Origin of the sequence: Streptomyces sp. NPDC101237 (genome assembly GCF_044767465.1) — a bacterium.
GTDB classification, from domain to species: Bacteria; Actinomycetota; Actinomycetes; order Streptomycetales; family Streptomycetaceae; genus Streptomyces; species Streptomyces gramineus.
Map to the genome: position 1 here is coordinate 197,594 of NZ_JBIWNY010000015.1, position 24,339 is coordinate 221,932.

Consider the following 24,339-nt stretch of genomic DNA (forward strand, 5'->3'; position numbering starts at 1 on the left):
TGGGCCGGCTTCCTGATCACCACGGTTCTATGCCGCCGCACCGGCGGTGGACTGCCGTGCGGGCGCGCGGCGGGCCGCCGAGACGGGGCGGCGACGGCCGCGTGAGGTGGCGCCGCGCTTCTTGGGGCGTTCGACGACCGGTGCGGTGATGACGACCGGGATCCCGGAGGGAGCCTGGGCGCCGGTGATGCGGTGCAGGGCCTCTTCGCCGACGCGGACCTGAGTGGTCTGCGGGACGATGCCGGCCGCTGCCATGAGACGGGTCATGCTGCGGCGCTGGCTGGGGGTGATGAGGGTGACGACACGGCCGGACTCTCCTGCGCGGGCGGTACGGCCGCCGCGGTGGAGATAGTCCTTGTGGTCGGTCGGCGGGTCGACGTTGACGACGAGGTCGAGGTTGTCGACGTGGATGCCGCGCGCCGCGACATTGGTCGCCACCAGCACGTTGACGTGTCCGGTCTTGAACTGTGCCAGCGTGCGGGTGCGCTGTGGCTGTGACTTCCCGCCGTGCAGGGCGGCGGCCCGTACCCCGCTGTTCAGGAGGTGCTCGGTGAGGCCGTCGACGGCGTGCTTGGTGTCGAGGAACATGATCACGCGGCCGTCGCGTGCGGCGATCTGGGTGGTTGCCATGTGCTTGTCGGCGCCGTGAACGTGGAGCACGTGGTGCTCCATCGTCGTGACCGCGCCGGCCGAGGGGTCGACGGAGTGCACGACGGGGTCGCTGAGGTAGCGGCGCACGAGCAGGTCGACGTTGCGGTCGAGGGTTGCGGAGAACAGCATGCGCTGGCCTTCGGGGCGGACCTGGTCGAGAAGAGCGGTGACCTGCGGCATGAAGCCCATGTCGGCCATCTGGTCGGCCTCGTCGAGGACGGTGGTGGAAACCTGGTCCAGTCGGCAGTCGCCGCGGTCGATGAGGTCTTTGAGGCGTCCCGGTGTGGCGACGACGACCTCGGCGCCACCGCGCAGCGCGCTCGCCTGGCGGCCGATCGGCATTCCGCCCACCACCGTGGCCAGCCGCAGCCTCACGGAGCGGGCGTACGGGGCGAGCGCGTCGGTGACCTGCTGCGCCAGCTCACGCGTGGGTACGAGGATCAGTCCCAGCGGCTGCCTGGCCTCGGCGCGCTGCCCGGCGGTACGCGCCAGCATCGCCAGCCCGAAAGCCAGGGTCTTGCCGGAGCCGGTGCGGCCACGGCCCAGTACGTCGCGGCCGGCGAGGGAATTCGGCAGGGTCGCGGCCTGGATCGGGAAGGGCACGGTCACGCCTTGCGCACCGAGCGCGTCCAGCAGCGCCCTGGGCATGTCGAGATCGGCGAAGCCCTCCACGGCGGGGAGCGCGGGAGTGATCGTCCTGGGCAGCGCGAACTCCCCCTGGACCGCGGCGGGCCGGCGGCCGTAACCACCGGAACCGCTCGACCCGGCGGAGCGGCTCCTGGCCGACGAACCGAGTCGGCTGCCACCCCTTCCGGATTCGGCACTGCCGTTACGGGTGCGGGTGAAGCGGTCGTTCGAGCGGTCGTTCGTGCGTGTGCGGTTCATGCGGAACCTTCCTCGATGCGGCACATATCAAGGAATTCCCGCGGCGATCAACAGCACAGAGAATTGCAAGAATGGACCGGTGGAATGCGAAAGCGAATCTGACCGACGAAACATCCGTACGGGCAGCGGAGCTGGAATGAGTGGCGCGAAGCGGACGCAATGTCCGGGGTCCACCGCGATGAAGCCATGAAGGGAGGCGTGCGCCCCTGAAGGATGCTCCGTATGCGGTGAGCCTACGGGCTTCCTGGTTGTCGTCCGCAGGCGAAACCACTGCGGGAAAATGCGAGTAGCTGGGGCCCGCACCCCGAAGGACGCGGGCCCCAGCTACAAGTACGCGACAGTCAGCGTCAGGCGAGAACGATGTTCTCGGCCGTCGGGCCCTTCTGGCCCTGCGCGATGTCGAAGGTCACCTTCTGGCCCTCCAGCAGCTCGCGGAAGCCCTGGGCGGCAATGTTCGAGTAGTGGGCGAACACATCAGCGCCGCCACCGTCCTGCTCGATGAAGCCGAAGCCCTTTTCCGCGTTGAACCACTTCACGGTACCAGCAGCCATGTCATTTCTCCTTGTGGGACAGTGCATACGAGATCCGCACTTGCGGACCCCGTGTCGCAGCGATGATCGCCCCTCCCGGAAAAAGAGCCGGATAACGAAAGTGCTTCCAGTGGCGCAGGCGCCGCCCGGAAGGCACTCGAAGTTTGGGAACCACAATTGCAACTGACACCGACAGTAGCACGCCGCAGCCGCGTGCATACGGTGAAGAATCCCACCCCACTTAATACGACAGAGAATCTGCTTGCCTGTTCCGTTGAAATCTCAGCTCGCGGGCACAGATATTGACCCAGCCGGAGCGTAACGTTTCGGGAATTTTTGTGGCGCGCCCAACGCAGGGGCTGCTCCCCACGGGACGGCGGGGGGCGGGCAGATCGGAGTGAACCGGCAAGCGTCACGACCCGTCTCCGGCGCACGCGCGGGCGCGTCCATGTCGAAGACGACCAAGGACCGGACCGTCGATCAGCTCGGTGGAAGCAACGCGTTCTGCAGCAGAGGCTGCGGCTGGTCTTCAGCCATGCCTGCGGGAGAGACGGTCGCTGTGGCCCGCCGTACGAGCGTCAGGCCCGGACGGCGAGGAGTCGAAGCCGCAGGTCAGGAGCGCGCGGATCCCGATCGATGCCCTGACCACAGGACACGCGGCGGCAGGCCGTGCAGCTGGGACGGTGCGAGTCCAGCCTCCCCGGCCTGTCCTGTCGGCTGACGACGGCAGCGCCCGGCCGGTCACCGCCCGTGGCCTGGCTCTGCCTTCGGACCCGACACCGCCCCGCCTGCGAACAGCCGATTTCCACGCTTGGCGATCTGGATCGCTGCGCTTCGTCCGATGCCGGAGCCGGCGCCCGTGACGATGGCGACCTTCATGGTGTTCGTCCTGGGATGCGGTCAGGCGTGGGGTGGGTGTGACTGCGCGAGCTGCGCTAGACGGCGGAGTTCGGGGGCAGGACTCGGGCGAGCCAGTCTGTGCGTACCCGGCGGGCTGTGGCCGAGATGTGTGCCTGCGGGTACAGGGCGTCGAATCCGTGGAAGCCGCCTGCCCAGACATGGAGTTCGGCCTGGCCGCCGGCCGCCCAGATGCGGGTGGCGTAGTCGGTGTCCTCGTCGCGGAAGACTTCGGCGGAGCCGGTGTCGATGTAGGTGGTCGGCAGGCCCGAGAGGTCGTCGGCCAGGGCGGGTGAGACGTATGCGGGTACCTCGTCGTCGGTGAGGTCGCCGAGGAGGCAGCGCCATCCGAATCCGTTCATCTCGCGGGTCCAGACGCCGGGCCCGTTCGAGTACTGGAGGCTGGAGGTGGTGGTGTTGCGGTGGTCGAGCATGGGGCCGATCAGGACCTGGGCGGCGATCGCCGGGGTGCCGAGGTCGCGGGCCAGCAGGGTGACGCCGGCGGCGAGGCCGCCGCCCGCGCTGGCGCCTGCGACGATGATCCGGGTGGGGTCGATGCCCAGTTCGGCGGCGTGGTCGGCGATCCAGAGCAGTCCCTGGTAGCAGTCGTCGACCGGGATGGTGCCGGTGGACTCGGGCGCGAGCCGGTAGTCGACGGAGACCACGACGGCGCCGAACTCGTCGAGCCACTCCAGCGGGATGTCGATCTGTGCGAAGCGGTCGCCCATGACCATCCCGCCGCCGTGCATCCAGTAGACGCAGGGTGCGGCAGCGGTGCGATCGCTGTTCGCGGGGCTGAAGACGGACAAGGGGATCGGGGTGCCGTCCGGACTCGCAACGGTGACCTCGCGCCGGTCGATGGCGCGGCCTTCGAGGAGGGGTTCGACGGGCATCGAGGAGAAGGGGCGTACCTGCGCCAGCACTTCCGGGCTGAGCTGGGACATCAGCGGCATGTCGGCCAGGAGTTCCTGCAGTTCGGGGTCGACGGAGGGGCGTGCTGTGGTCATGGTCGTTGCCTCTCGTGGGTGGTGGCGGGACGGTCGGGCGAGGACGGGGGCCGCCTCGGTGGGCACCGAGGCGGCAGAGGCTGGGGTGTGGGGCGATCGGCAGGTCAGAAGGCGGCCTTGCCTCGGACCGGCACGTAGTCGGTGTATTCGGACTCCTTGGCCAGCAGTCCGTCGATCTGCGCCACGATGGCTTGGGCAGCCTCGCCGGCGAAGATCCGGTGGTGGTCCTCCTCGCTGGTCCAGCCCTCGGTGACGTGGACGACGTCGGGGTCGGACGCGGAACGGGAGACGAGGTAGACGACGCAGAGTTCGCTCGCGCCGGGGCTGCCCTCGTCCAGACCGGTCAACAGCAGGTCGACCAGTCGGTCGCCCATACCGGGCTTGGCGGTCAAGGTGGCGTTGAAGCCGTAGTTGGCGATCATTGAGTGCCTTCTTCTCGGTGGTGGAGTGAGGTGATTCCATTCAACCGAGGTGACCTGCGAAAACGTTAGAACGATGCTCGCTCGCACTTGCACGATCCTCGTGGTCATGGGAGCCCGGGTCCGGAATGGCGCTGCAATGGACGCATGCACCTCGAAGAGCTCCGCAGCCTGCTGACCCGGCATGCCCGGCCCGACTGGACCACTGCCATCGACGGCGTCCTGATCTCGTCCGGCCGACCGCGGATCCCACCGCACCGCAAGGATCACAGCATGAGTGAAACAGCGGTTTTCGCCCGCGAGTTCCTGCGCAGCCCGCTCCGTACGGCCTCCCTGATGCCGAGTTCGTCCCGGCTGGTCGAGCGGCTTGTCGCCGCCGTACCGGAGCGGGGCGAGCCCGTGGTGGTGGAGCTCGGTCCGGGCACCGGACCCGCCACCGCGGCGATCCAACACAAGCTGGCAGGCCGCGGACGCCACATCGCGGTCGAACTGAACGAACGGCTCGCCGCACATCTGGTCGAGCGGTTCCCGGGCGCCGAGACCGTCGCCGAGTCCGCCTGGGAACTGCCCCGCATCCTCGCCGACCGGGGCCTTGGCGCGGCGGACGTCGTGGTGAGCAGCCTCCCCTGGTCGGCGTTCACCGGTCCGCAAGGCCAGGACCTCGTACCGGCCATCGCGTCGGTGCTGTCCGAGACCGGGGTGTACACGCAGTTCGCCTACACTTTCGCCCACTGGGCCCCGCCGAGCCGCCGCAGGCTCGCCCAGTTGCGCCGGGCGTTCGAAGAAGTGGTCGCGAGCAGGACGGTGTACCGCAACCTGCCTCCCGCCCTGGTGTACTCCGCGCGCAGGCCGCGCGTTCCGGCCGGTCAGCCCGCGCCGCCGGCCGCGCCCATCGCCAATCTCACCGCGTCCTGACTGGGTGGCGCACCGAAAAGGCGTCGGTATTCCCGGCTGAATTGTGACGGGCTGTCGTACCCCACGCGGTATCCGATGTACGCGATGTCTTTCGGGTGTTCCGTCAGCAGGAGCCGGGCCTGATGGAGTCTGATGTTCTTCTGGAACTGGATGGGGCTCATGCGGGTGACGGCCTGGAAGTTCCGGTAGAAGGAGGACGCACTCATTCCGACAAGCTCTGCCACGTCGTCCACCCGAAACGGTGTCCGGTAGTTCTCGCGAATCCAGTGCACGGCTCTGGCGATATGAGAGAGCTTGCTGTCGGCAAGACCTAATTGACGGACCGTCGCGCCCTGCTCGTCGGTGATCAGGCGCCACAGGATCTCGCGTTTGACGAGGGGGGCGAGCATGTCCCTGTCCCGCGGCCGGTCGAGCAGGCGCACCAGTCGCACGACGGCGTCCAGGAACTCGTCGGAGGCGTCGCTGACGGCGATGGCGGCTGGTGCCGTGCCGGGCGGCGGAAAAGTGCCGGGCGCCGTCTGCAACATCATCTCGGCGACGTCCGACGGATGCAGGAGCAGGCCGAGTCCGAGCGCCGGCTGCTCCGGGGTGACAGCGAGGAAGCGGCCGGTGACGGGCACGTCGACGGATGCGACCAGGTAATACCCGGGGCCGTACTCGTACACGCGGTCGCCCAGCGCGAGACGCTTGGCGCCTTGGGCGATCAGTGCCATGACCGTTCCGCTCATGGAGGCGTGGTGTTCGTCCGACTCCTCCCGGCCGATCCTCACGTTCTCGATGGCGGTCGTTCCGTCGGGTCTGGCGTGACGCGCCAGCAGAGTGCGGAGTTCGTCAAGCGGCATGGACCGATTGAACACCGCCACCGCGGAACGGTCCAGCCATCCGTTCCGGCTCCGGCTGACGCGAAATCATCAAGAGGATCAGGCAAGGGCTTGCCACTATCGAGCAAATCAATTCCGCGGAGGAGCTGCTTGAATAACTGAAGGCTCTGGGGCTTGCCGATCGACGGTCGACGGTATTGAGGAAGGGCAAGCGGAATGGCGGAAAGTACCCGCAGTGAGATACGACTTCACGTCAACGGCGAGACGCACCGCCTGGACGTCGACAATCGCAGGACACTGCTCGACGCGCTGCGTGAGGACACCGGCCACACAGGGCCGAAAAAGGGCTGCGACCGTGGGCAGTGCGGCGCCTGCACTGTGCTGCTGGACGGCCGGCGTGTGGTGTCGTGCCTGACGCTGGCGGTCGCCGTCGACGGCTCGGACATCACAACGGTCGAGGGGCTGGCGCACGAGGGTGAACTGCGACCGTTGCAGCAGTCGTTCGTGCAGCTCGACGGCCTTCAGTGTGGCTACTGCACGCCCGGGCAGCTCTGTTCCGCGGTCGGCATGCTGGCCGAACACGCGGCGGGCTGGCCCAGCGCGGTCACCGCCGATGTCTCACCCGACGCGCCGGCGCGCGAGTTGGACGCCGAGGAGGTGCGCGAACGCCTGAGCGGCAACCTGTGTCGCTGTGGCGCGTACCCGTCGATCGTGCGGGCCGTGCTCGAGACGGCGGCCCGCGAGGAGGTGGCGGGATGAAGGAGTTCAGCTACCAGCGGCCGAGCCGGGTCCGAGACGCCCTCTCTCTGGTCGCCGACGAGGACGGCGCCCGGTTCCTCGGCGGCGGAACGAACCTCGTCGACCTGATGAAGGACGGAATCGAGACGCCGACCCGGCTGGTGGACGTCCGTCGGCTGCCGCTGGACGGCATCGACGACGCGCCCGACGGCGGACTCGTCATCGGCGCGACGACGACCAACAGCGACCTGGCGGCCCATCCCGAGATGCGCCGGCGGTATCCGGCACTCAGCCAGGCCGTGCTGGCGGGCGCGTCGGGGCAACTGCGCAACATGGCCACGCTGGGCGGCAACCTGCTGCAGCGAACCCGGTGCGGCTACTTCGCCGACGCCTCGCAGCCGTGCAACAAGCGCAGCCCCGGCAGCGGGTGTTCCGCGATCGCCGGAGAGCACCGCAACCACGCGATCCTCGAATGGACCGACCACTGTGTGGCCACCCATCCCTCGGACATGACCGTGGCCTTGGCCGCGTTCGACGCGGTCGTGCACTACGAGACCCTGGACGGTTCCCACGAGATCCCGCTGTCCCGGTTCTACCTACCGGTCGGCGAGAGTCCGCACCGGGAGACGGCGCTTCCCCCGGGCGCCCTGATCACCGCGGTCGCCCTGCCTGCCGCCGCGGCGTCCCCTCGTTCGCGCTACCGCAAGGTTCGCGAGCGCGCGTCCTACGCCTTCGCGAACGTCTCCGTCGCCGCCGCGCTGGACGTCGACGAGGGCATCGTCAAGGGGGCCCGGATCGCGCTCGGCGGCCTTGCCTCCCGGCCCTGGCGCGCCCACGCCGCCGAGTCCGCCCTGCGGGAGGCCCCCGCCACGACCGGCAGCTTCCGGGCCGCCGCCGACGCGGAGCTGTCCGCCGCGCGGCCGTTGCGCGACAACGCGTACAAGGTCGGCCTGGCCCGCAACCTCATCGAGGCAATCCTGACCGACCTCGCCCACAGGGCCGAGTGACGCACCGATCCCGCCGCCCGCCGTCGCCGTCGCCGTCGCCGTCGCCGTGAAGGAGATCAGCACATGAACACGTCCTCGACCAGAGCAGCCCCGGCAACCGCCGCGCACCCGGGCGCGATGGGGGTGGCCCGTCCCCGTGTCGAGGGGCCGGGCAAGGTCACCGGCAGCGTGCGCTACGCGGCGGACGAGCCGATGACCGAGTTGGCCTACGGCTGGGTCGTCACCTCCACAGTGTCCCGCGGACGCATCCGCGCCATCGACGCCTCCGCCGTGCACGGCATGCCCGGCGTACTCGGTGTGATCGACCACCACAACGCTCCCCGGCTCAACCTGGAGGCAGGATCCTTCTTCGGCCCCGACGGCGGCATGCACCTGCTGCAGAACGACGAAGTCCCCCACTCCGGCCGGCCGGTCGCACTGGTGGTGGCGGAGACGATGGAGCAGGCCCGGTCCGCGGCCGCGGCGCTGCGGGTTACCTACGACGAGGAACCGTACGACGCCGACTTCTCACTCGAGCACCCGGCCGCGCGGCCGGCGACGTCGTTCTTCGGAGAGGACGCCACCGTCGGTGACGTGGAGGCGGAGCTGGCCGCGAGCGCGGTGGCCGTCGACGAGCGCTATGTCACGCCCGAGCAGCACGGCGCCGCCATGGAGCCGCACTCCGCGACCGCCTGGTGGGAGGACGAGCGGCTGCAGATCATCGACTCCAATCAGGGACCCTTCCTGGTCGCCATGACGGTGGCCACGCTCTTCTCCCTCAACCCCGGACAGGTACGAGTCCGCTCTCAGCACGTCGGTGGCGGCTTCGGGTCCAAGTCGGGCGGGTGCGGCCCCCAACTGGTTCTGGCGGTGATGGCCACCACGGTGCTCGGCCGCCCCGTGCGCGTCACCCTGAGCCGGAATCAGGTGTTCCTGACGGTATCGATGCGGCCGGCGACCGACCAGCGGGTCCGGATAGGCGCCGACACCGACGGCAGTCTGCGGGCGATCGACCACGAGTCGGCCTTTGAGGTCTCGAAGCTCGCGGACTACCTCGAGAACTGCACGGAGCTCACCAACACGCTCTACGCGGCGACGGCGATCCGTACCCGGCGCACCGCGGTCCCCATCGACATCCTGCCGCCGTACTCGGTACGCGGACCCGGCACGGCACCCGGATCGTTCGCGCTCGAATCCGCCATGGACGAGCTGGCGGAGCGGCTCGGCATGGATCCGGTCGAGCTTCGGCTGCGCAACGAGCCCACTGTCGGCCCGGTGTCCGGCCTGCCCTTCAGCCGCCGCAACCTCGTCGCATGTCTGCACGAGGGCGCCCGCCGGTTCGGCTGGGCCACACGCGACCACCGGCCGCGGACGCGGACGGAGGGATGCCTGCTGGTCGGCACCGGGATGGCCGCCACGTCCTTCAGCGCGGGGGCCCTGCCCGCCTCGGCCTCGATCACCGCCGAGACCGACGGCGCGTTCACCGTGGCCATTGGTGCCAGCGACATCGGCACTGGCGCACGCACCGCACTGACCGCCGTGGCGGCAGATGCTCTCCGCGTGGATCCCGAACGGATACGGCTCCTGATCGCGGACAGCGATCTCGGCCCCACCTGGAGCGCCGGCGGATCCCGGGGGACGACGTCCTGGTCCTGGGCGATCACCGAGGCCGCGGCGAGGCTGCGCTCCCAGCTGGGCGACGCCACGCTGCCACTGACCGTCTCGTGCGACACCACCGAGTCGATCGGTGCGCTGCCACCCATGGAACGGCACTCCTACAGCGCCGTGTTCTGCCAAGTGACCGTCGACCCGGCCACCGGCGAGGTACGCGTGCGGCGGCTCCTGGGCATGTTCGCCGTGGGCCGCGTCATCAACCCGCTCCTCGCGCGAAGTCAACTGGTCGGGGGCATGGTCATGGGGCTGTCGACAGCCCTGCACGAAGAAGGCGCCCGCGATCCGGCGACGGGACGGCACATCACCACCGACCTCGCCGGCTACCACATCGCCGCGCACGCCGACATACCCGACATCGAAGCCGACTTCGTACCCGACTACGAACCCGGCGACCCGTCAGGCCTCAAGGGCGTCGGCGAAATCGGCACCGTCGGCACGGCGGCCGCGATCACGAACGCCGTCTGGCACGCCACCGGCCGCCGCCAGCGGACCCTGCCCATCCGTCCGGACCGCGTGATCGAGGAACAGCCGACGTCGTGAACCGTCCGCGAGAAGGAGCGCTGGGACCGCTGCCGTCGCAACCCCGGCCCGGGACTGGAACAGCCGATCTGGTCGCGTGCGGTGCGGCACAGGTCCAGGGAGTCCGTGGAGACGTCGCTGCCGACGACCTGGGCGGCGGGGAAGCGCAGGGCGACGATCAGCGCCTGGTTGACGCCGCAGCCGGGCACCCACACGCGGGCGTCAGGCGGGAGGCACCGGTGGGTGAGGTCACCCAACTCCTGTGCGAGGAGGACGGGATGGAGAGACGGGTCGTCGGGTGCGGTGAGACGGGTGGCGTGCCAGGGGTAGGGGAACTCGGAGTAGAACTCGCCGATGATCTGTTCGGCGTCCGTGCCGGCGGCCCTGTCAGCGTGCGTGGTCATCGCGTGCCTTCCCTCCCCGGGCGATCAGTTCCCGCAGCGCCGCCGCCGATGAGCCCGCGGCGGGCAGTTGCATCATGTGCAGGTGGTCGCCGCCCACCTGGATGTGCTTGACCGGTCCCCCGGCGGGCTCCTGCCACTGCGCCACGAGGAGGATCTGGTCGTCGCCGCCTTTCTCCTCGGAGGTCAGGACGGTCATCGGGCCGTCGTAGAAGCCGACTTCGTCACCGCCGAGCGTTTCGAGCCGGCGCTGCCAGATGAGCAGCACGTCCTGGGGGAAGAGGGAGTAGTCGCGGCAGGTGGCGGGGTCGATGCCCATGGCCTGGAACAGGTCGCCGCGCAGCACCGCCTGAAACTCCGCCTCCCGCTCCTCGTCGTCGGCCAGACCCAGCCTGGTCCGGATACGGCGCAGTTGGCGTACATAGCCGCGCCAGCGGGTGTTCTCGTGCGGGGTGGAAGGGGGTCGAACAACACCAGGTGGGCGACGTCCCCGCCGAGCGCGCGGAGTTGCCGGACGGTCTCGAACGCGGTGACGCCGCCCGTCGACCAGCCGACCACGTTGACCGGACCGGACACGTGTCGTGGATCTCCGCGGCGTAGCGGGCGGGCGGTGTCCTCCAGGCGGTCGTCGCCGTCGGGGTCCTCGCCACGCAGTGCCCCGAGGCTGAGCCCGTACAGCGGGCCCTCGCCGCGCAGGATCTCGGAGATGTGGGGGTAGCAGGAGACCGTGCCGCCCAGGGGGTGGACGAACACCGTGGGCACGCCGTCGCCGTCGGGGGCGAGCGGCGCCAGGCTGCGGCCGCCGCCGGACGGCTGCGCGGTCTCGCCGAGCGCGGCGGCGATCCCGGCGACCGTCGGGTCCTGGAGGAAGCGGGCGAAGGTGAGCTGGGCGCCGAGCAGGCCGCGCAGGCCGCGCAGGCCGCGCAGGCGGGCGACCACGGTCAGGACGAGCAGGGAGTTGCGGCCGAGGCCGAAGAAGTTGTCGTCCGGGCCGAACGCGTCGGGGGCCAGGCCCAGGACCTCCGCCCACGCCCGGGTGACGGCTTCCTCGGCGGGCGTGCGCGGGCCCCGGGTTCGCCGGTGGCCCCGGCGCCCCACTCGGGCTCGGGCAGAGCTGCCCGGTAGACCTTGCCGTTGGCGTTGAGCGGAATTGCTGCGAGCTCCAGGATCCGAGCGGGCACGAGATGCGCGGGCAGAGTGCGGGCGAGTTCGGCGCGCAGGGCGACGGCGTCGAAGGCACTGCCCGGGTCCGGCACGACGTGGGCGACCCGGGCGGGGGCGCCGGCGGGCGTGTCGGCGGTGACCACGAGGGCCTGGCGGACGCCGGGCGCCGCGACGAGGGCGGCCTCGACCTCGCCCGGTTCGACCCGGTAACCATTGATCTTGACCTGGTGGTCGGACCTGCCGAGGAACTCCGCCTGCCCGTCCGGCAGCCGGCGGCCGAGGTCACCGGTGCGACCGACCTGTCAGTCGCGAACCGGGCAGCCTAGCGACGCCTAGCGGACCTGTCCGGCCGGGGCAGAAAGCCGTAGTGCACCATCCGTTTGCGTTCGACGATAACGGCAAGGCTGACGACTACACCCATGACCAGCGAGTACAGCACGATCGGGAGATCAATCCGCCCGATGGCCCACGCGGCCACACCGCCGAAAAACACGGCACCGACTAGGCCGAAGCCCAGCGGATGCCGAACGGCGCGCTTACGACCTTCGGACGGGGGAAGGTGCCCGTTGAAGGCTCGGTCAAGCGCGAAGAATATCCGTTTGATTCGGTCCATTGTTCTCTTGTTCTCTCCTCGCGATATATGGCCTGACCCGAGCCCGGAGGCCCAGGCCAGACCATGACTCTCGCCTGCGCCAGAAACCCAGCATCGTACGGAACGCGGCCCCGCTGAGTGCTGACCGGGCAGTCAAACTCGTCGCCGTTCCCGCAGTGCCGACGGTGACAAGGCTGGTAGCAGCCGGCCAAGCGGTGGCTTCTACATACCCGCCCAGGGTCTTCTTGTCATCAGACATCCCGTAGTTGATGGCGCCTCCGATGGCAGCTGCAACCGTCGCACAGCCAGTAGCGGCGACGACGCCCACGCCTCCGGTCGCAAAGGCGATGCCAGCCGTGCAGCCGATGGTCAGGCCGATGGCGACTACGTCTCCGATGTGTTCCTTTGCGTGATCCCATGCGGTCGACCACCAGGGCTTGTCCTCGTCCTTCTCGAAGACATCCTTGTAGTCTTTCTGCACGGCCTTCTTGCACTGGTCGGAACTCTGCGTCGAGAGGACGTAGCAGCCCGCGAACGCGTTGATCGCTCCTTTCCACTCGTCCTTCGCGTTGTCCAGCCACGCCGCCGCCTCGCCCCGGCTCATATATTGCGACCCGGTGTAGCCGAGATTCTTCTTCAGCCAGTCGAAAGTCTTCTCGCTGAGCTTCTTCGACGTGTCCTGCTTCTTGCCGCTGGCGATCCACTCGTTGATCGACCCGTCGCCGACCGCGGTGCCCTTCTCCGGGTAGACCTTGCCGGAGCCGGGGTCGTAGCCCACCGACTCCTGCACGCTGCTCGGGCAGTCGGAGAGGTCGTACAGGCACGGGTCGCCGTGCGGCTCCAGGCCGGTCGGGTCGCTGTAGGCGATCGGGTTGTTCATCGCGTAGCTGTACAGGTTCATGTTCTGCGGTGTGTACGGCGTTCTCAGCGGGTCCGTGGAGATGAATCGGCCCAGCTTGTTGTCGTACATCCGGGCGCCCAGGACGGACAGTCCGGTGTCGGAGTCCTCGCTCTTGCCAAGGAAGCCGTGGTCGGTGCCGCTCGGCAGGCTTCCGCTGCGCTGGGCGCCGAAGGGCAGGTAGCGGCGGCGGGTGACGGTGTTGGTCGTGGAGTCCACGGCCACCGACGTCGACGCCTGGGAGTCGGACATCAGCCTGGTGACGGCCGCGCCCGTCCCTGAGGTGCGCATCGCGACCGTGCTGGCGCCGTCCGCGTAGTACCGCGTGCCGGTGATGGTACTGCCGACCTTGCGGATCTCCTGGCCACCCAGGTAGAGGACCGTGGCCGCGCTGCCCGTGCGGAGCAGCAGGCTGCCGTCAGCGTCGTAGACGTACGACGTGGCCGAAGCGCCCGTGGTCTGGACGAGCTGTCCCAACTCGTTCCAGATCAGCGTGGTACTCGCCCACTTCACCGTCCGAGACCTCATCTGGCCGGCGTTGTCGTAGCCGTAACTGTCGGTTCCGGTGGGCGTCTTGACGGAGGAGACGGCGAGCCCACCTTCATCCCCGAATCGCCGCGCTCAAATTACTGGCTGCAGCAAAAAAGTTCATACTGAAAGTGCTCTTCTTCACCCGGCACGGCGCAATAGTATCTATGCGTACCATCTCTGATACAGAGTGCGAGGAATCTGGCAGTTGTTCACACCTGGTCGTCGGCCACAACCACGGCTGCGATCCCTTGCTCGGCCGAGGCCACGGCACTCATTCAAGCGAGCGCCCATGAACGATTTCAGCCTCAGTACTCAGCCTGCCGCGCGGGCCGGTGCGGACTCCAGCCCTTCAGATACGGCTGAAGTTCATCCGGCTCCGGATCACGCGGAGTCGGCATCCCCGGGGGGGGTTAACCAGTGGGTCGGTCCCCCGCGCATACGAACGTGCCCACTCCAGCCATAGCCGGGACGATTGCAGGGTCTGCTCGCCCAAGTCCCCGTCCAACTCAGCGAGACGGTGCTCCAGGGCATCGCAGTACTCACCGATCACGACAGCCTCCCGCCATCGCCCGGCCTCCTCGCGGAGCACCTCGGCGAACTGTTCTCGGACGGCCTGCTCCTTCGCTTCCTCCACAGCGGCGGGCCAGCGCACCTCAGGCGTCCATCCCACCCTCGCGCGGACAGTAAGACGACCCGACCTTCCGCACCGCGTGCCCTCGTCGCGCCGCTTCGACAGCCATCCCTTGGAGCATCAGAAGTGATCTGCGGCGCAGCTCAGGCGGCATCACCAGCCGCCTCGCGTCATCCTTGAGAGCAGCCACAACTGGATGAAGGGACGCCAGTCGCGTGGGGACCCGAACGGCTGGGACATCCGCCTCTGGCCTCTGGCTCCGGGCATTGATGGGGGGGCCCTCTGCGAGGAAGAACTCCAGCCCGGCCAGACCGTATGGCACCTTCTCGATGCGCTTCCCCTCCGGCTCCATGCCATGCCGCTTCGCGTAATTGACGACCCGTCGCCATTCCGCGATCTCCTCATCATCGGCATGGGCGAAGCGGACGCGTCCTTCAGCGAGGCGCCGTTCGACCAACTCGCGAGCTTTCGCCGGCCATGCGCGTGGGACGGGACGCTCGCCATACGGCGCCGACGGCTCACCACAGTCGGCAGGGTCTACGTCGTCAGGATGGCGGCCATGGCGGAGGTAGAACCGTCCGGACTCAGTGACCTCCGCCCGGACAGCACCGCTGCTGCCCCTGTCCATCGTCAAGAGGCCACGGTCACGCAGGACGTACGCCGAGCACCAATCCCCCGGCGCCCAAGCTCCGGGTTCCTCACCGGCCGCGAGCAGCTCAAGAAGCGCGCGCTGCCGTTCATTCGGAGCAGGCCGTCGTTCCACGGCATCCAGCCCACACCGCGCGGGCCCGCCCTGTATAGACCCGAAAGGGCGGCTCCCTGCCACAGAAGTTCCTCGCGGGCCGCTCTGGGACTTCCGGCTGCATCGCCGAGAGCGTCACCAGATCTCAACACCCCACCGGCAGTCGCCACATGGCTAGAGACCGACGTGCCCAAAAGCCGCCTGACACTCCATCAGAACGAGCGTCAAATGAGCGTCACGAACGTCATTTCAGCGACAAGATATCGCCCGTAACGCCCACACCGCACATAACACGCACGCACAAAACCGCAGGTCAGGAGCCCTTCGCTGCCGGTTCGAGGATGGCGACACACTCCACGTGATGCGTCATCGGAAACAGATCGAACGCCCGCAGCGTCCGCACCCGGTAGCCACCCTCGCGGAAGTACCCGAGGTCCCGGGCGAGTGCCGCCGGGTCGCAGGCCACGTAGGCGATGCGGCGGGCGCTCAGGGACGTCAGGTGGGCCACCGTCTGGCGGCCGGCGCCCGCGCGGGGCGGGTCGAGGACGATGAGGTCGACCTCGGTGATGCCGGTGCGCGGCAGGACCGACTCGACCTTGCCCTGTTCGACGCGGACCCGCGGGAAGCCCGCGAGGTTGTGGCGGGCGTCCTCCACCGCTCGCTTGCCGGACTCGATGCCGAGCACCGCGCCCTTCTCGCCGAGGCGGTCGGCGAGGGCGCCGGCGAACAGGCCGACCCCGCAGTAGAGGTCGAGGGCCATCTCGCCCTTGCGCGGCAGGAGGCCCTGCATGACCGCGGTGACCAGGGTGTCCGCGGCCTTCGGGTGGACCTGCCAGAAGCCGCCGCTGCCGACCCGGTGGGTGCGGCCGTCGGCGCGCTCGCGCACGAAGCCGCGGCCGTGGACACGGTGGATGCCGCCGTCGTTCTCGTCGACCCGCATGACGGAGACCGGCCGGTCGAGCTCGACCAGGGGCAGGCGGGCGCCGGGGCGGGGCTCCAGGATCACCATGCGGTCCTGCGAGCCGGTCGCCGCGATCGCGTCCACCGACGCCATCCCCGACCAGTCGCGCTCCTCGATGCCGAGTTCTGTCACGCCCGGCGCCGCGATCATGCAGTGCTCGATCGGCTCCACCTCGTGCGAGCGGTGCCGGCGCAGCCCCGCGTTGCCGTCGGCGTCGACCGCGTACTGCACGCGCGTGCGCCACTGCGGCACCTCGCCTGCGGGCAGCTTGTCGCCCTCGGCGGGCATCACCGTGCCGTCCCAGCCCGCCTCCTCCGGGGTCAGGCCGGCCAGCCGCTGCAACTGCTCGGCGATCACCTCGCCCTTGAGGCGGCGCTGGGCGCCCGGCTTGGCGTGCTGCCAGTCGCAGCCGCCGCACCGGCCGGGGCCCGCGTAGGGGCAGGGGGCCTGGACGCGGTCCTTGGAGGCGTCCACGATGTCGACCGCGTCGGCGCGCAGGAAGCGGGCCCCCTCCTCGCCCTCGGTCACCCGGGCCACCACCCGCTCGCCGGGCAGCGCGTGCCGGACGAAGAGCACCTGGCCCTCGGCGGTCCTGGCGATGCAGTGGCCGCCGTGCGCGACCGGCCCCACCTCGACCTCGTACTCCGTCCCCACCAGAGATTTCTTCGGTTCTGCCTGCATGGCGGGGTGACTCCAGATCAGCGAGAGAGGGGGGTACGGCCGCGCGGGCCGACAACAGCCCACCAGTCTACGTGCTCGCGGAGCGCGCCGGCCCCGGCGCGGGCGCCCCGCCCGGTTCAGCCGCCGCTGTGCTCCTTGGCCCGGTGTTCCGCGGGACCGCGCCGTACGGCGCCCGGGGCGTTCCAGTCCTGACGCCTGCGGGCCCGGTTCCTCGCGGCCTCCGAGGACGCCAGCTGGTAGGGCACCGAGGTCACCATGACGCCGGGGGTGAACAGCAGCCGGCCCTTGAGGCGCAGGGCGCTCTGGTTGTGCAGCAGGTGCTCGTACCAGTGGCCGACCACGTACTCAGGGATGATCACGGAGACCGCGTCCCGCGGGGACTTGGCGCGCAGGCCCTTGACGTACTCGATGATGGGCCGGGTGATCTCGCGGTAGGGCGAGTCCAGGACCTTCAGCGGTACGTCTATGCCGCGCCGCTCCCACTCCTCGCGCAGCGCCTTCGTCTCTGCCGGGTCGACGTTGACGGTGAGCGCCTCCAGGGTGTCCGAGCGCATCAGCTTGGCGTAGGCGAGGGCGCGCAGGGTGGGGCGGTGGATCTTGGAGATCAGGACGACCGAGTGCACGCGGGAGGGCCGGACCAGGTCGTCGTCGGGCTCCTGGGGGGCGGAGATCTCCTCGGACACCCGGTCGTAGTGCTTCCGGATCGCGGTCATCGTGGCGTAGAAGATGCACATGCCGAGCAGGGCCACCCAGGCGCCGTGCGTGAACTTGGTGACCAGGACGACGACCAGCACCAGGCCGGTGAAAAAGGCTCCGAACGCGTTGATCGCGCGGGAGCGCGTCATGTGGCTGCGCTTGGCCGGGTCCTTCTCGGTCGCCAGGTGGCGGTTCCAGTGCCGGACCATGCCGGTCTGGCTGAGCGTGAAGGACACGAACACGCCGACGATGTACAGCTGGATGAGGCGGGTCGAGTCGGCGCCGTAGATGACCACCAGCAGGGCGGCGGTGCCGGCGAGCAGCACGATGCCGTTGGAGAAGGCGAGGCGGTCGCCGCGGGTGTGCAGCTGACGGGGCAGGTAGCGGTCCTGGGCGAGGATCGAGCCGAGGAGCGGGAAGCCGTTGTACGCGGTGTTCGCGGCCAGGAACAGGACCAGGGCGGTGGCGGCGGCGAGGACGATGAACAGGAAGCTGCCCTTGCCGAACACGGCCTCGGCGACCTGGGAGATCACCGGGTTCTGGACGTAGCCGGAGCCGACCCCGACGCCGTTGTGGATCAGGTCGGTGGCCGGGTTCTCGGCCATGCGGACCTTGGTGACCATGGCGAGCGCGATGATGCCGCAGAACATGGTGACCGCCAGCAGGCCCATCATGGCCAGGGTGGTCGCCGCGTTCTTCGACTTGGGCTTGCGGAAGGCCGGCACGCCGTTGGAGATCGCCTCGACGCCGGTCAGGGCGGCACAGCCGGAGGAGAAGGCGCGCAGCAGGAGGAAGACGAGCGCGAAGCCCGCCAGGCCCTGGTGCTCGGCCTTGATGTGGAAGGCGGCGGTCGGTGCCCGCATGGTGTCCCCGAGGACCAGGCCCCGGAACGCGCCCCACGCGATCATGATGAAGACGCCGCCGACGAACACGTACGTCGGGATCGCGAAGAGCTTTCCGGACTCCTTCACGCCGCGCAGGTTCATCAGGGTCAGCAGCACGATCACGGTGACCGCGCAGAAGACCTTGTGCTCCACGACGAAGGGGATCGCCGAGCCGAGGTTCTCGATGCCGGAGGCGATGGAGACGGCGACGGTCAGGACGTAGTCGACGAGCAGGGCGCTCGCCACGGTGAGGCCGGCCTTGTTGCCGAGGTTGGTGGTGGCGACCTCGTAGTCGCCGCCGCCGCTCGGGTAGGCGTGCACGTTCTGCCGGTAGGAGGCGACGACGGTGAACATCAGCACGATGACCGCGAGCGCGATCCACGGGCTGAAGTGGTAGGCCGACACACCCGCGATGGACAGGACCAGCAGGACCTCCCCCGGCGCGTAGGCGACGGAGGACAGCGGGTCGGAGGCGAAGACGGGGAGGGCGATGCGCTTCGGCAGGAGCGTTTCGCCCAGCCGGTCACTGCGCAGAGCGCGCCCGATCAGGATCCGTTTGGGCACGTCGGTCAGTTTGGACACGAGAGAGGATCGTAGGCCTTTCACCTGCCAGGTCTCCAGCCGCGGGGCGGGATCTGCCTCTTGAGTGAAAAAGGTGACGGCTGGAACTGCGGATTCCGCAGCTTACGCCCGATCCGTGCCTAGATGACAGATCCCGCCTGTCATCGCACTTCGGAGGTCCCATGCCCGCGACCGCAGAACTGATCGGTGCGGCGGTGACCCTGCTCGGCCTCGGAATCCTCACCGCCTGGAGCGTGCGCAGCATCACTCGGCGATGACCTTGGCCGAGGGGTGCACGGCCGGGACGGTGCGTGTGTAGCTTGGGCGTCGGTCTGAGACCCTGATGGGGCTGAGCAGTAACTTTTGGACACCGGAAGGACGGTCGTGCACATCGTCATCATGGGCTGCGGAAGAGTGGGTTCCGCTCTCGCCCAGACCCTGGAGCAACAGGGGCACACGGTCGCCGTGATCGACCAGGACCCCACCGCCTTCCGCAGGCTGGGCCCGGGATTCGGCGGCCGCCGGGTCACCGGGGTCGGCTTCGACCAGGACACCCTGCGCGAAGCGGGCATCGAGGAGGCCGGCGCCTTCGCGGCCGTCTCCAGCGGTGACAACTCGAACATCATCTCGGCCCGGGTGGCCCGCGAGATGTTCGGCGTGGAGAACGTCGCGGCCCGTATCTACGACCCGCGCCGCGCCGAGGTCTACCAGCGCCTCGGCATCCCGACCGTCGCCACGGTCCGCTGGACCGCCGACCAGATGCTGCGCCGGCTGCTGCCCTCGGGCGCGGAGCCGCTGTGGCGCGACCCCACCGGGGGTGTGCAGCTCGCCGAGGTGCACGCGTCCCCGAAGTGGGTCGGCCACAAGATCAGCACGCTCCAGGAGGAGACCGGCGTCCGGGTCGCGTTCCTGACCCGGCTCGGCGAGGCGATGCTGCCGACCTCGCAGACGGTGCTGCAGGAGGGCGACCTCGTGCACGTGATGATGCGCACGGACGACGTCGACAAGGTCGAGGCCGCCTTCGCCGGGGGTCCGGAAGAGGAGAGCGGTCACTGATGAGGGTCGCCATTGCCGGAGCCGGCGCCGTCGGCCGCTCGATCGCGGGCGAGCTGCTGGAGAACGGCCACGAGATCCTGCTGATCGACAAGGCCCCCACCGCCATCTCGGTGGAGCGGGTCCCGCAGGCGGAGTGGCTGCTCGCCGACGCCTGTGAGATCACCTCCCTGGACGAGGCGGCGCTGCAGCGCTGCAACGTCGTGATCGCCGCGACGGGCGACGACAAGGTGAACCTGGTCGTCTCGCTCCTGGCGAAGACGGAGTACGGCGTTCCGCGCGTCGTCGCCCGGGTCAACAACCCGAAGAACGAATGGCTGTTCAACGAGGCGTGGGGCGTGGACGTCGCCGTCTCCACCCCGCGTCTGATGTCCGCCCTGGTCGAGGAGGCGGTGAGCGTCGGCGACCTGGTGCGGCTGCTGCGCTTCAGCCACGGTGACGCGAACCTGGTGGAGCTGACGCTGCCCGAGGAGTCGGCCCTGGCCGGCACCCAGGTCGGTGACGTGGAGTGGCCCGAGGACACCTCGCTGGTCACGATCATCCGCGGTACCCGGGTCCTGACCCCGTCCCGTGAGGACTCCCTGGAGGCGGGCGACGAACTGCTGTTCGTGGCGGCCCAGGCCCGCGAGGAGCAGCTGGAGGACCTGCTGTCGGTGCGGCGGGAAGACGTCTGACAGGGCCTGTACGGGAGAAGGGGGGCCCCCCCGGCCCGGGGGGGCCCCTAACCCCGACGAAGCCCCGGGGGCGACCAGCGGGGGGGGGCGGCGGGGGGGGCGCCCCGCGCCCCCGCCCCGGCGGGGGTGCACCTGGGGGGGGGGCGGGGGTAACTCGTCGCCCGGGCCGTGTCGGGGTGAGGGGCGCCCCCCGCGGCGGGGGGCCCCCCTTCTCCCGTACGAAGCCCGGTGCGCTACCTGCGGTGGCGTCCGGCGGAGGGCTCGCCGCTCTCCGCGGCCAGGGCGGCCTTGCGCTCCTCCTCGGCCTTCTCCTCCGCCTCCATCTCGGCGAAGACGTCGATCGGCGGCGGCGCCTTGGCGAGGAAGACCCAGGTGAGCCAGACCGCGAGCAGGAACGGCGGGATCTTCAGCGCGACCAGCCCCCAGCCGAGCTGGGCGGTGTCGGCCCACCAGTACAGCGGGAAGAGGACCGCGCACTTGGCGAGCAGGATCAGGCCCCAGGCCCAGCTGGCCTTGGCGTACGCCTTCTTGCGGCCGGGGTTGCGGGTGCGCCAGGAGAGGTTCTCCTTGAAGACCGGGCCGAGGATCAGGCCGATCAGCGGCACCCCGCACAGCGTGGTGACGATGTAGGCCACCGCCAGACCCAGCGTGTAGAGCATGCCGGGCAGGTAGAAGTCCTTGGCGTTGCCGGTCATCATCGCGAAGACGACACCGAAGGCCACGCCGAAGACGCCGCTGAAGGCGTGCTTGACGGTGTCCTTCATGACCAGGCGGACCACGACCAGCACCACCGAGACCGCGAGGGCGGCGATGGCCGACCAGTGCAGGTCCTTGTTGATGGTGAAGATCGTGACGAACAGCAGGCCGGGCAGCACCGTCTCGACCATGCCGCGCACGCCGCCGAAGGCCTCGAACAGCGCGGCCTCGGTCACCGCCCGCGCATCGTCCGTGGCCTGGGTGTCTTCGGTCGGCTTGTCGAGCGACGTCACCGGCTACTCCCTACCGAGGGGTCTCAGTTCGTACTTGGGGTTGAACAGCACCCGGCGGCCCCGGCTCAGCGAGATCCGGCCCGACGCGATCAGCCTGCGCCCCGGTTCTATGCCCACGATGGAGCGCCTGCCGAGCCACACCACGTCCAGCGCCGCGGAGCCGTCGAACAGCTCGGCCTCCAGGGCCGGGACTCCGGCGCGCGGTCGCAGGGTGACCGTGCGCAAGGTACCAGTAACGGTGACGATCTGCCGGTCCCGGCAGTCGCCGATCCGGACACAGCCCGCCGTGTCGGCGTCCTCGCGAAGCTCCTCGGACTCCAGGTCCTCCTGCGACGAGGACAGCCGGCCCAGCATGCGCCGGAACCGGCCGGCCGGCTTTTCGGAACGAGGGACAGCACTCATGTCTGAAAGCCTACCGGGGCCCGCCGACAGCGCCGTAGCCCAGCTCACGTCCCGGCTCACTTCTCGAAGCGGTAACCCATCCCCGGTTCGGTGATGAAGTGCTCGGGGTGCGAGGGATCCGTCTCCAGCTTGCGGCGCAGCTGCGCCATGTACACCCGAAGGTAGTTGGTCTCCGTCCCGTACGACGGCCCCCACACCTCCTGCAGCAGCTGCTTCTGGCTGACCAGCCGGCCGGTGTTGCGGACCAGCACCTCCAGCAGATGCCACTCGGTGGGGGTCAGCCGGACGTCCTTGCCGGCCCGGTTGACCTTCTTGGCGGCCAGGTCGACGGTGAACCCCTCGGTCTCCACCAGCACGTCGTCCTCGCCGCCTCCGGCGACCGGCTCGGCGCGGCGGACGGCGGCCCGCAGGCGGGCCAGCAGTTCGTCCATGCCGAAGGGCTTGGTGACGTAGTCGTCGGCGCCCGCGTCGAGGGCCTCGACCTTCTCGTCGGAGGAGTGCCGGGCGGACAGCACCAGGATCGGCACCCGGGTCCAGCCGCGCAGCCCCTTGATCACCTCGACGCCGTCCATGTCGGGCAGGCCGAGGTCGAGGACGACCACGTCGGGATGGCGGGAGGCGGCCAGTTCCAGGGCGGTACGGCCGTCGGGGGCCGCGTCGACGTCGTACTTGCGCGCCTTGAGGTTGATCACGAGGGCGCGCACGATCTGCGGCTCGTCGTCGACCACGAGCACACGGGTCATGAGGCCTGCCTTTCCGGTTCTGCCACGGCTCGCGCCACGGGTCGTGCTGCCGCGCCGGCCGGTCCTGCCGCGCGGAGGGTGAGGACCATGGTCAGGCCGCCACCGGGCGTGTCCTCGGCGTTGAGGGTGCCGCCCATCGCCTCGGCGAAGCCCCGGGCGACCGCGAGCCCCAGGCCGACACCGGCGCCGCGCGGAGCGTCACCGTAGCGCTGGAAGGGCTCGAAGATGCGTTCTTTGGCGTCGTCGGGCACGCCGGGCCCGCGGTCCACGATCCGCAGCTCCACGCGGTCGGCGATGGCGCTGGCGGAGACGGCGACGACGTGGCCGGGCCGGTCGGCCGGGCTGTACTTGACGGCGTTCTCGACCAGGTTGGCCACCGACCGTTCCAGGAGCCCGGCGTCGGCCTCGACCATCGGCAGGGTCTCGGGGACGTCCAGTTCCACGCTGCCCTCGGGCACCCCGACCAGGGCCATCGGGACCACCTCGTCGAGGTCGGTCTCCCGGACGATCGGGGTGACGGTGCCGGTCTGCAGGCGGGACATGTCGAGCAGGTTGCCCACCAGGTGGTCCAGCCGGTCGGCGCCCTCCTCGATGCCCGCCAGCAGCTCGGCCTTGTCCTCCTCGGACCACTCGACGTCGTCCGAGCGCAGCGAGGACACCGCCGCCTTGATCCCGGCGAGCGGGGTGCGCAGGTCGTGGCTGACGGCGGCCAGCAGGGCGGTGCGGATCCGGTTGCCCTCGGCGAGCGCGCGGGCCCGCTCGGCCTCCTCCTGGAGCCGCCTGCGGTCCAGGACGACGGCCGCCTGGGCGGCGAAGGCGGCGAGCACCCGGCGGTCGGAGGCGGGCAGCACCCGGCCGGTCAGCGCGAGGGCCATGTGGTCGCCTATGGGCACGTCGACGTCGGCGTCCTCGGGCCGCGCCAGTGCGGGTCCGGTGCCGGCCCGGCCCGCGCAGCTCCACGGCTCGACGTCGCCGGCCCGCTCCAGGAGGGCGGCGGACTCCATGCCGAAGGTCTCCCGCACCCGCTCCAGGAGTTCTTCGAGGCCCGTCTCGCCTCTCAGCACGTTGCCGGCGAGGAAGGAGAGGATCTCGGACTCGGCGCGCAGCCGGGCGGCCTGGTGGGTGCGGCGGGCGGCGAGGTCCACGACGGAGGCGACGGACAGCGCCACCCCGAAGAAGACCACGATGGCCACGATGTTCTTCGGGTCGGCGATGGTCAGCCGGTGCAGGGGCGGGGTGTAGAAGTAGTTCAGCAGCAGGGACCCGAAGGCGGCCGAGGCGAGCGCCGGGAAGAGGCCGCCGAGCAGCGCCGCCGCGACCGTGAAGGTCAGGAAGATCAGCATGTCGTTGGCGAGGCCGAGGTCGACGGTGTTCAGGACCACCGCCATGACGGCCGGGCCGACCAGGCCGAACAGCCAGCCGGCGATGATCCGGCCGCGGCCGAGCCGGGCGCCGCGGGCCACCGGCAGGCCGCGTCCCTTGGCGACCTCGCCGTGGGTGACGATGTGGACGTCGAGGTCGGGGCCCGACTCGCGGGCGACGGTGGCGCCGACACCGGGGCCCAGGACGTACTGCCAGGCCTTGCGGCGGGAGGAGCCGAGCACGATCTGGGTGGCGTTGACGCCGCGTGCGAAGTCGAGCAGGGCCGCCGGGACGTCCTCGCCGACGACCTGGTGGAAGGTGCCGCCGAGGTC

Annotated in this window: 21 protein-coding genes and 1 pseudogene; 6 read left to right on the forward strand and 16 right to left on the reverse strand. The window is 69.8% G+C overall.

Annotated elements, in window-relative coordinates; all coding sequences use genetic code 11:
- Nucleotides 1-27: 27 nt before the first annotated feature.
- The 5 genes from ACIRQ9_RS23850 to ACIRQ9_RS23870 form a co-directional block, all read right to left on the reverse strand.
- The gene (locus ACIRQ9_RS23850) at nt 28-1,536 is read right to left on the reverse strand and encodes a DEAD/DEAH box helicase (RefSeq protein WP_404176870.1); all 1,509 of its coding nucleotides are present in this window, start codon (nt 1,534-1,536) and stop codon (nt 28-30) included.
- Nucleotides 1,537-1,883: 347 nt separating this feature from the next.
- A complete protein-coding gene (locus ACIRQ9_RS23855; RefSeq protein WP_014145516.1) occupies nt 1,884-2,087 on the reverse strand; it encodes a cold-shock protein in 204 nt (67 codons plus the stop codon).
- 720 nt (nt 2,088-2,807) lie between these two features.
- Nucleotides 2,808-2,945, reverse strand: coding sequence for a hypothetical protein (locus ACIRQ9_RS23860; RefSeq protein ID WP_404176873.1), 138 nt, complete (start codon nt 2,943-2,945; stop codon nt 2,808-2,810).
- 56 nt (nt 2,946-3,001) lie between these two features.
- Nucleotides 3,002-3,970: an alpha/beta hydrolase gene (locus tag ACIRQ9_RS23865; protein WP_404176876.1), complete on the reverse strand. Its 969-nt coding sequence runs from the start codon at nt 3,968-3,970 to the stop codon at nt 3,002-3,004.
- A gap of 104 nt (nt 3,971-4,074) precedes the next feature.
- Complete coding sequence (locus ACIRQ9_RS23870; RefSeq protein ID WP_234538805.1) at nt 4,075-4,392, reverse strand: putative quinol monooxygenase; 318 nt, start codon at nt 4,390-4,392, stop codon at nt 4,075-4,077.
- 270 nt (nt 4,393-4,662) lie between these two features.
- Here ACIRQ9_RS23870 and ACIRQ9_RS23875 point away from each other — a divergent pair, with 270 nt between their 5' ends.
- A complete protein-coding gene (locus ACIRQ9_RS23875) occupies nt 4,663-5,304 on the forward strand; it encodes a class I SAM-dependent methyltransferase (RefSeq protein ID WP_404176879.1) in 642 nt (213 codons plus the stop codon).
- Here ACIRQ9_RS23875 and ACIRQ9_RS23880 read toward each other — a convergent pair.
- The gene (locus ACIRQ9_RS23880; RefSeq protein WP_404176941.1) at nt 5,256-6,146 is read right to left on the reverse strand and encodes an AraC family transcriptional regulator N-terminal domain-containing protein; all 891 of its coding nucleotides are present in this window, start codon (nt 6,144-6,146) and stop codon (nt 5,256-5,258) included. The two genes, ACIRQ9_RS23875 and ACIRQ9_RS23880, sit on opposite strands and share 49 nt — an antisense overlap.
- 195 nt (nt 6,147-6,341) lie before the next feature.
- On the opposite strand from ACIRQ9_RS23880, the gene ACIRQ9_RS23885 reads away from it, so the two are divergent.
- The 3 genes from ACIRQ9_RS23885 (at nt 6,342) to ACIRQ9_RS23895 (ending at nt 10,063) form a co-directional block, all read left to right on the forward strand.
- Nucleotides 6,342-6,884 (forward strand): (2Fe-2S)-binding protein, encoded by a 543-nt coding sequence (locus ACIRQ9_RS23885; protein ID WP_404176882.1) that lies wholly within the window; start codon nt 6,342-6,344, stop codon nt 6,882-6,884.
- A complete protein-coding gene (locus ACIRQ9_RS23890; protein ID WP_404176884.1) occupies nt 6,881-7,870 on the forward strand; it encodes an FAD binding domain-containing protein in 990 nt (329 codons plus the stop codon). The genes ACIRQ9_RS23885 and ACIRQ9_RS23890 overlap by 4 nt, the downstream gene beginning before the upstream one ends.
- Before the next feature lie 63 nt (nt 7,871-7,933).
- Nucleotides 7,934-10,063, forward strand: coding sequence for a xanthine dehydrogenase family protein molybdopterin-binding subunit (locus ACIRQ9_RS23895; RefSeq protein WP_404176887.1), 2,130 nt, complete (start codon nt 7,934-7,936; stop codon nt 10,061-10,063).
- A 366-nt stretch (nt 10,064-10,429) separates the two neighbouring features.
- Here the strand turns inward: ACIRQ9_RS23895 and ACIRQ9_RS23900 are convergent, their stop codons facing one another.
- From ACIRQ9_RS23900 to ACIRQ9_RS23925, 6 genes and pseudogenes are all read right to left on the reverse strand, one after another.
- Nucleotides 10,430-10,789: a hypothetical protein gene (locus tag ACIRQ9_RS23900; RefSeq protein ID WP_404176944.1), complete on the reverse strand. Its 360-nt coding sequence runs from the start codon at nt 10,787-10,789 to the stop codon at nt 10,430-10,432.
- A gap of 158 nt (nt 10,790-10,947) precedes the next feature.
- A pseudogene (locus tag ACIRQ9_RS23905) lies at nt 10,948-11,460 on the reverse strand (phosphopantetheine-binding protein); the annotation flags it as partial.
- The gene (locus ACIRQ9_RS23910) at nt 11,385-11,750 is read right to left on the reverse strand and encodes a hypothetical protein (protein WP_404176890.1); all 366 of its coding nucleotides are present in this window, start codon (nt 11,748-11,750) and stop codon (nt 11,385-11,387) included. The pseudogene ACIRQ9_RS23905 and the gene ACIRQ9_RS23910, both read right to left, overlap by 76 nt.
- A gap of 435 nt (nt 11,751-12,185) precedes the next feature.
- Nucleotides 12,186-13,610: an RHS repeat-associated core domain-containing protein gene (locus ACIRQ9_RS23915; protein WP_404176893.1), complete on the reverse strand. Its 1,425-nt coding sequence runs from the start codon at nt 13,608-13,610 to the stop codon at nt 12,186-12,188.
- A 1,704-nt stretch (nt 13,611-15,314) separates the two neighbouring features.
- A complete protein-coding gene (locus tag ACIRQ9_RS23920; protein ID WP_404176896.1) occupies nt 15,315-16,643 on the reverse strand; it encodes a class I SAM-dependent RNA methyltransferase in 1,329 nt (442 codons plus the stop codon).
- A gap of 116 nt (nt 16,644-16,759) precedes the next feature.
- Complete coding sequence (locus ACIRQ9_RS23925; protein WP_404176899.1) at nt 16,760-18,805, reverse strand: APC family permease; 2,046 nt, start codon at nt 18,803-18,805, stop codon at nt 16,760-16,762.
- A gap of 363 nt (nt 18,806-19,168) precedes the next feature.
- Here ACIRQ9_RS23925 and ACIRQ9_RS23930 point away from each other — a divergent pair, with 363 nt between their 5' ends.
- Together ACIRQ9_RS23930 and ACIRQ9_RS23935 are read left to right on the forward strand one after the other, a co-directional pair.
- Entirely contained in the window at nt 19,169-19,840 is a 672-nt protein-coding gene (locus ACIRQ9_RS23930) for a TrkA family potassium uptake protein (RefSeq protein ID WP_351325777.1), read from the forward strand.
- Nucleotides 19,840-20,511: a potassium channel family protein gene (locus ACIRQ9_RS23935; RefSeq protein ID WP_404176902.1), complete on the forward strand. Its 672-nt coding sequence runs from the start codon at nt 19,840-19,842 to the stop codon at nt 20,509-20,511. Before ACIRQ9_RS23930 ends, ACIRQ9_RS23935 begins: the two co-directional genes overlap by 1 nt.
- Before the next feature lie 233 nt (nt 20,512-20,744).
- Here ACIRQ9_RS23935 and ACIRQ9_RS23940 read toward each other — a convergent pair whose 3' ends face one another.
- The 4 genes from ACIRQ9_RS23940 to ACIRQ9_RS23955 form a co-directional block, all read right to left on the reverse strand.
- Nucleotides 20,745-21,500, reverse strand: a complete 756-nt coding sequence (locus ACIRQ9_RS23940) for a DUF3159 domain-containing protein (protein WP_404176905.1) — start codon at nt 21,498-21,500, stop codon at nt 20,745-20,747.
- 3 nt (nt 21,501-21,503) lie between these two features.
- Complete coding sequence (locus ACIRQ9_RS23945) at nt 21,504-21,902, reverse strand: OB-fold nucleic acid binding domain-containing protein (RefSeq protein WP_404176908.1); 399 nt, start codon at nt 21,900-21,902, stop codon at nt 21,504-21,506.
- A gap of 56 nt (nt 21,903-21,958) precedes the next feature.
- Nucleotides 21,959-22,645, reverse strand: a complete 687-nt coding sequence (locus ACIRQ9_RS23950) for a response regulator (protein WP_404176911.1) — start codon at nt 22,643-22,645, stop codon at nt 21,959-21,961.
- A partial coding sequence (locus tag ACIRQ9_RS23955; protein ID WP_404176914.1) for an ATP-binding protein occupies nt 22,642-24,339 on the reverse strand: 1,698 nt, incomplete at its 5' end. The genes ACIRQ9_RS23950 and ACIRQ9_RS23955, both read right to left, overlap by 4 nt.

Bases quoted from the DNA above. Each gene is read 5' to 3' on its own strand.
- ACIRQ9_RS23850 (WP_404176870.1), bottom strand. From the start codon at position 1,536: ATGAACCGCACACGCACGAACGACCGCTCGAACGACCGCTTCACCCGC.
- ACIRQ9_RS23855 (WP_014145516.1), bottom strand. From the start codon at position 2,087: ATGGCTGCTGGTACCGTGAAGTGGTTCAACGCGGAAAAGGGCTTCGGC.
- ACIRQ9_RS23860 (WP_404176873.1), bottom strand. From the start codon at position 2,945: ATGAAGGTCGCCATCGTCACGGGCGCCGGCTCCGGCATCGGACGAAGC.
- ACIRQ9_RS23865 (WP_404176876.1), bottom strand. From the start codon at position 3,970: ATGACCACAGCACGCCCCTCCGTCGACCCCGAACTGCAGGAACTCCTG.
- ACIRQ9_RS23870 (WP_234538805.1), bottom strand. From the start codon at position 4,392: ATGATCGCCAACTACGGCTTCAACGCCACCTTGACCGCCAAGCCCGGT.
- ACIRQ9_RS23875 (WP_404176879.1), top strand. From the start codon at position 4,663: ATGAGTGAAACAGCGGTTTTCGCCCGCGAGTTCCTGCGCAGCCCGCTC.
- ACIRQ9_RS23880 (WP_404176941.1), bottom strand. From the start codon at position 6,146: ATGCCGCTTGACGAACTCCGCACTCTGCTGGCGCGTCACGCCAGACCC.
- ACIRQ9_RS23885 (WP_404176882.1), top strand. From the start codon at position 6,342: ATGGCGGAAAGTACCCGCAGTGAGATACGACTTCACGTCAACGGCGAG.
- ACIRQ9_RS23890 (WP_404176884.1), top strand. From the start codon at position 6,881: ATGAAGGAGTTCAGCTACCAGCGGCCGAGCCGGGTCCGAGACGCCCTC.
- ACIRQ9_RS23895 (WP_404176887.1), top strand. From the start codon at position 7,934: ATGAACACGTCCTCGACCAGAGCAGCCCCGGCAACCGCCGCGCACCCG.
- ACIRQ9_RS23920 (WP_404176896.1), bottom strand. From the start codon at position 16,643: ATGCAGGCAGAACCGAAGAAATCTCTGGTGGGGACGGAGTACGAGGTC.
- ACIRQ9_RS23935 (WP_404176902.1), top strand. From the start codon at position 19,840: ATGAGGGTCGCCATTGCCGGAGCCGGCGCCGTCGGCCGCTCGATCGCG.
- ACIRQ9_RS23945 (WP_404176908.1), bottom strand. From the start codon at position 21,902: ATGAGTGCTGTCCCTCGTTCCGAAAAGCCGGCCGGCCGGTTCCGGCGC.
- ACIRQ9_RS23950 (WP_404176911.1), bottom strand. From the start codon at position 22,645: ATGACCCGTGTGCTCGTGGTCGACGACGAGCCGCAGATCGTGCGCGCC.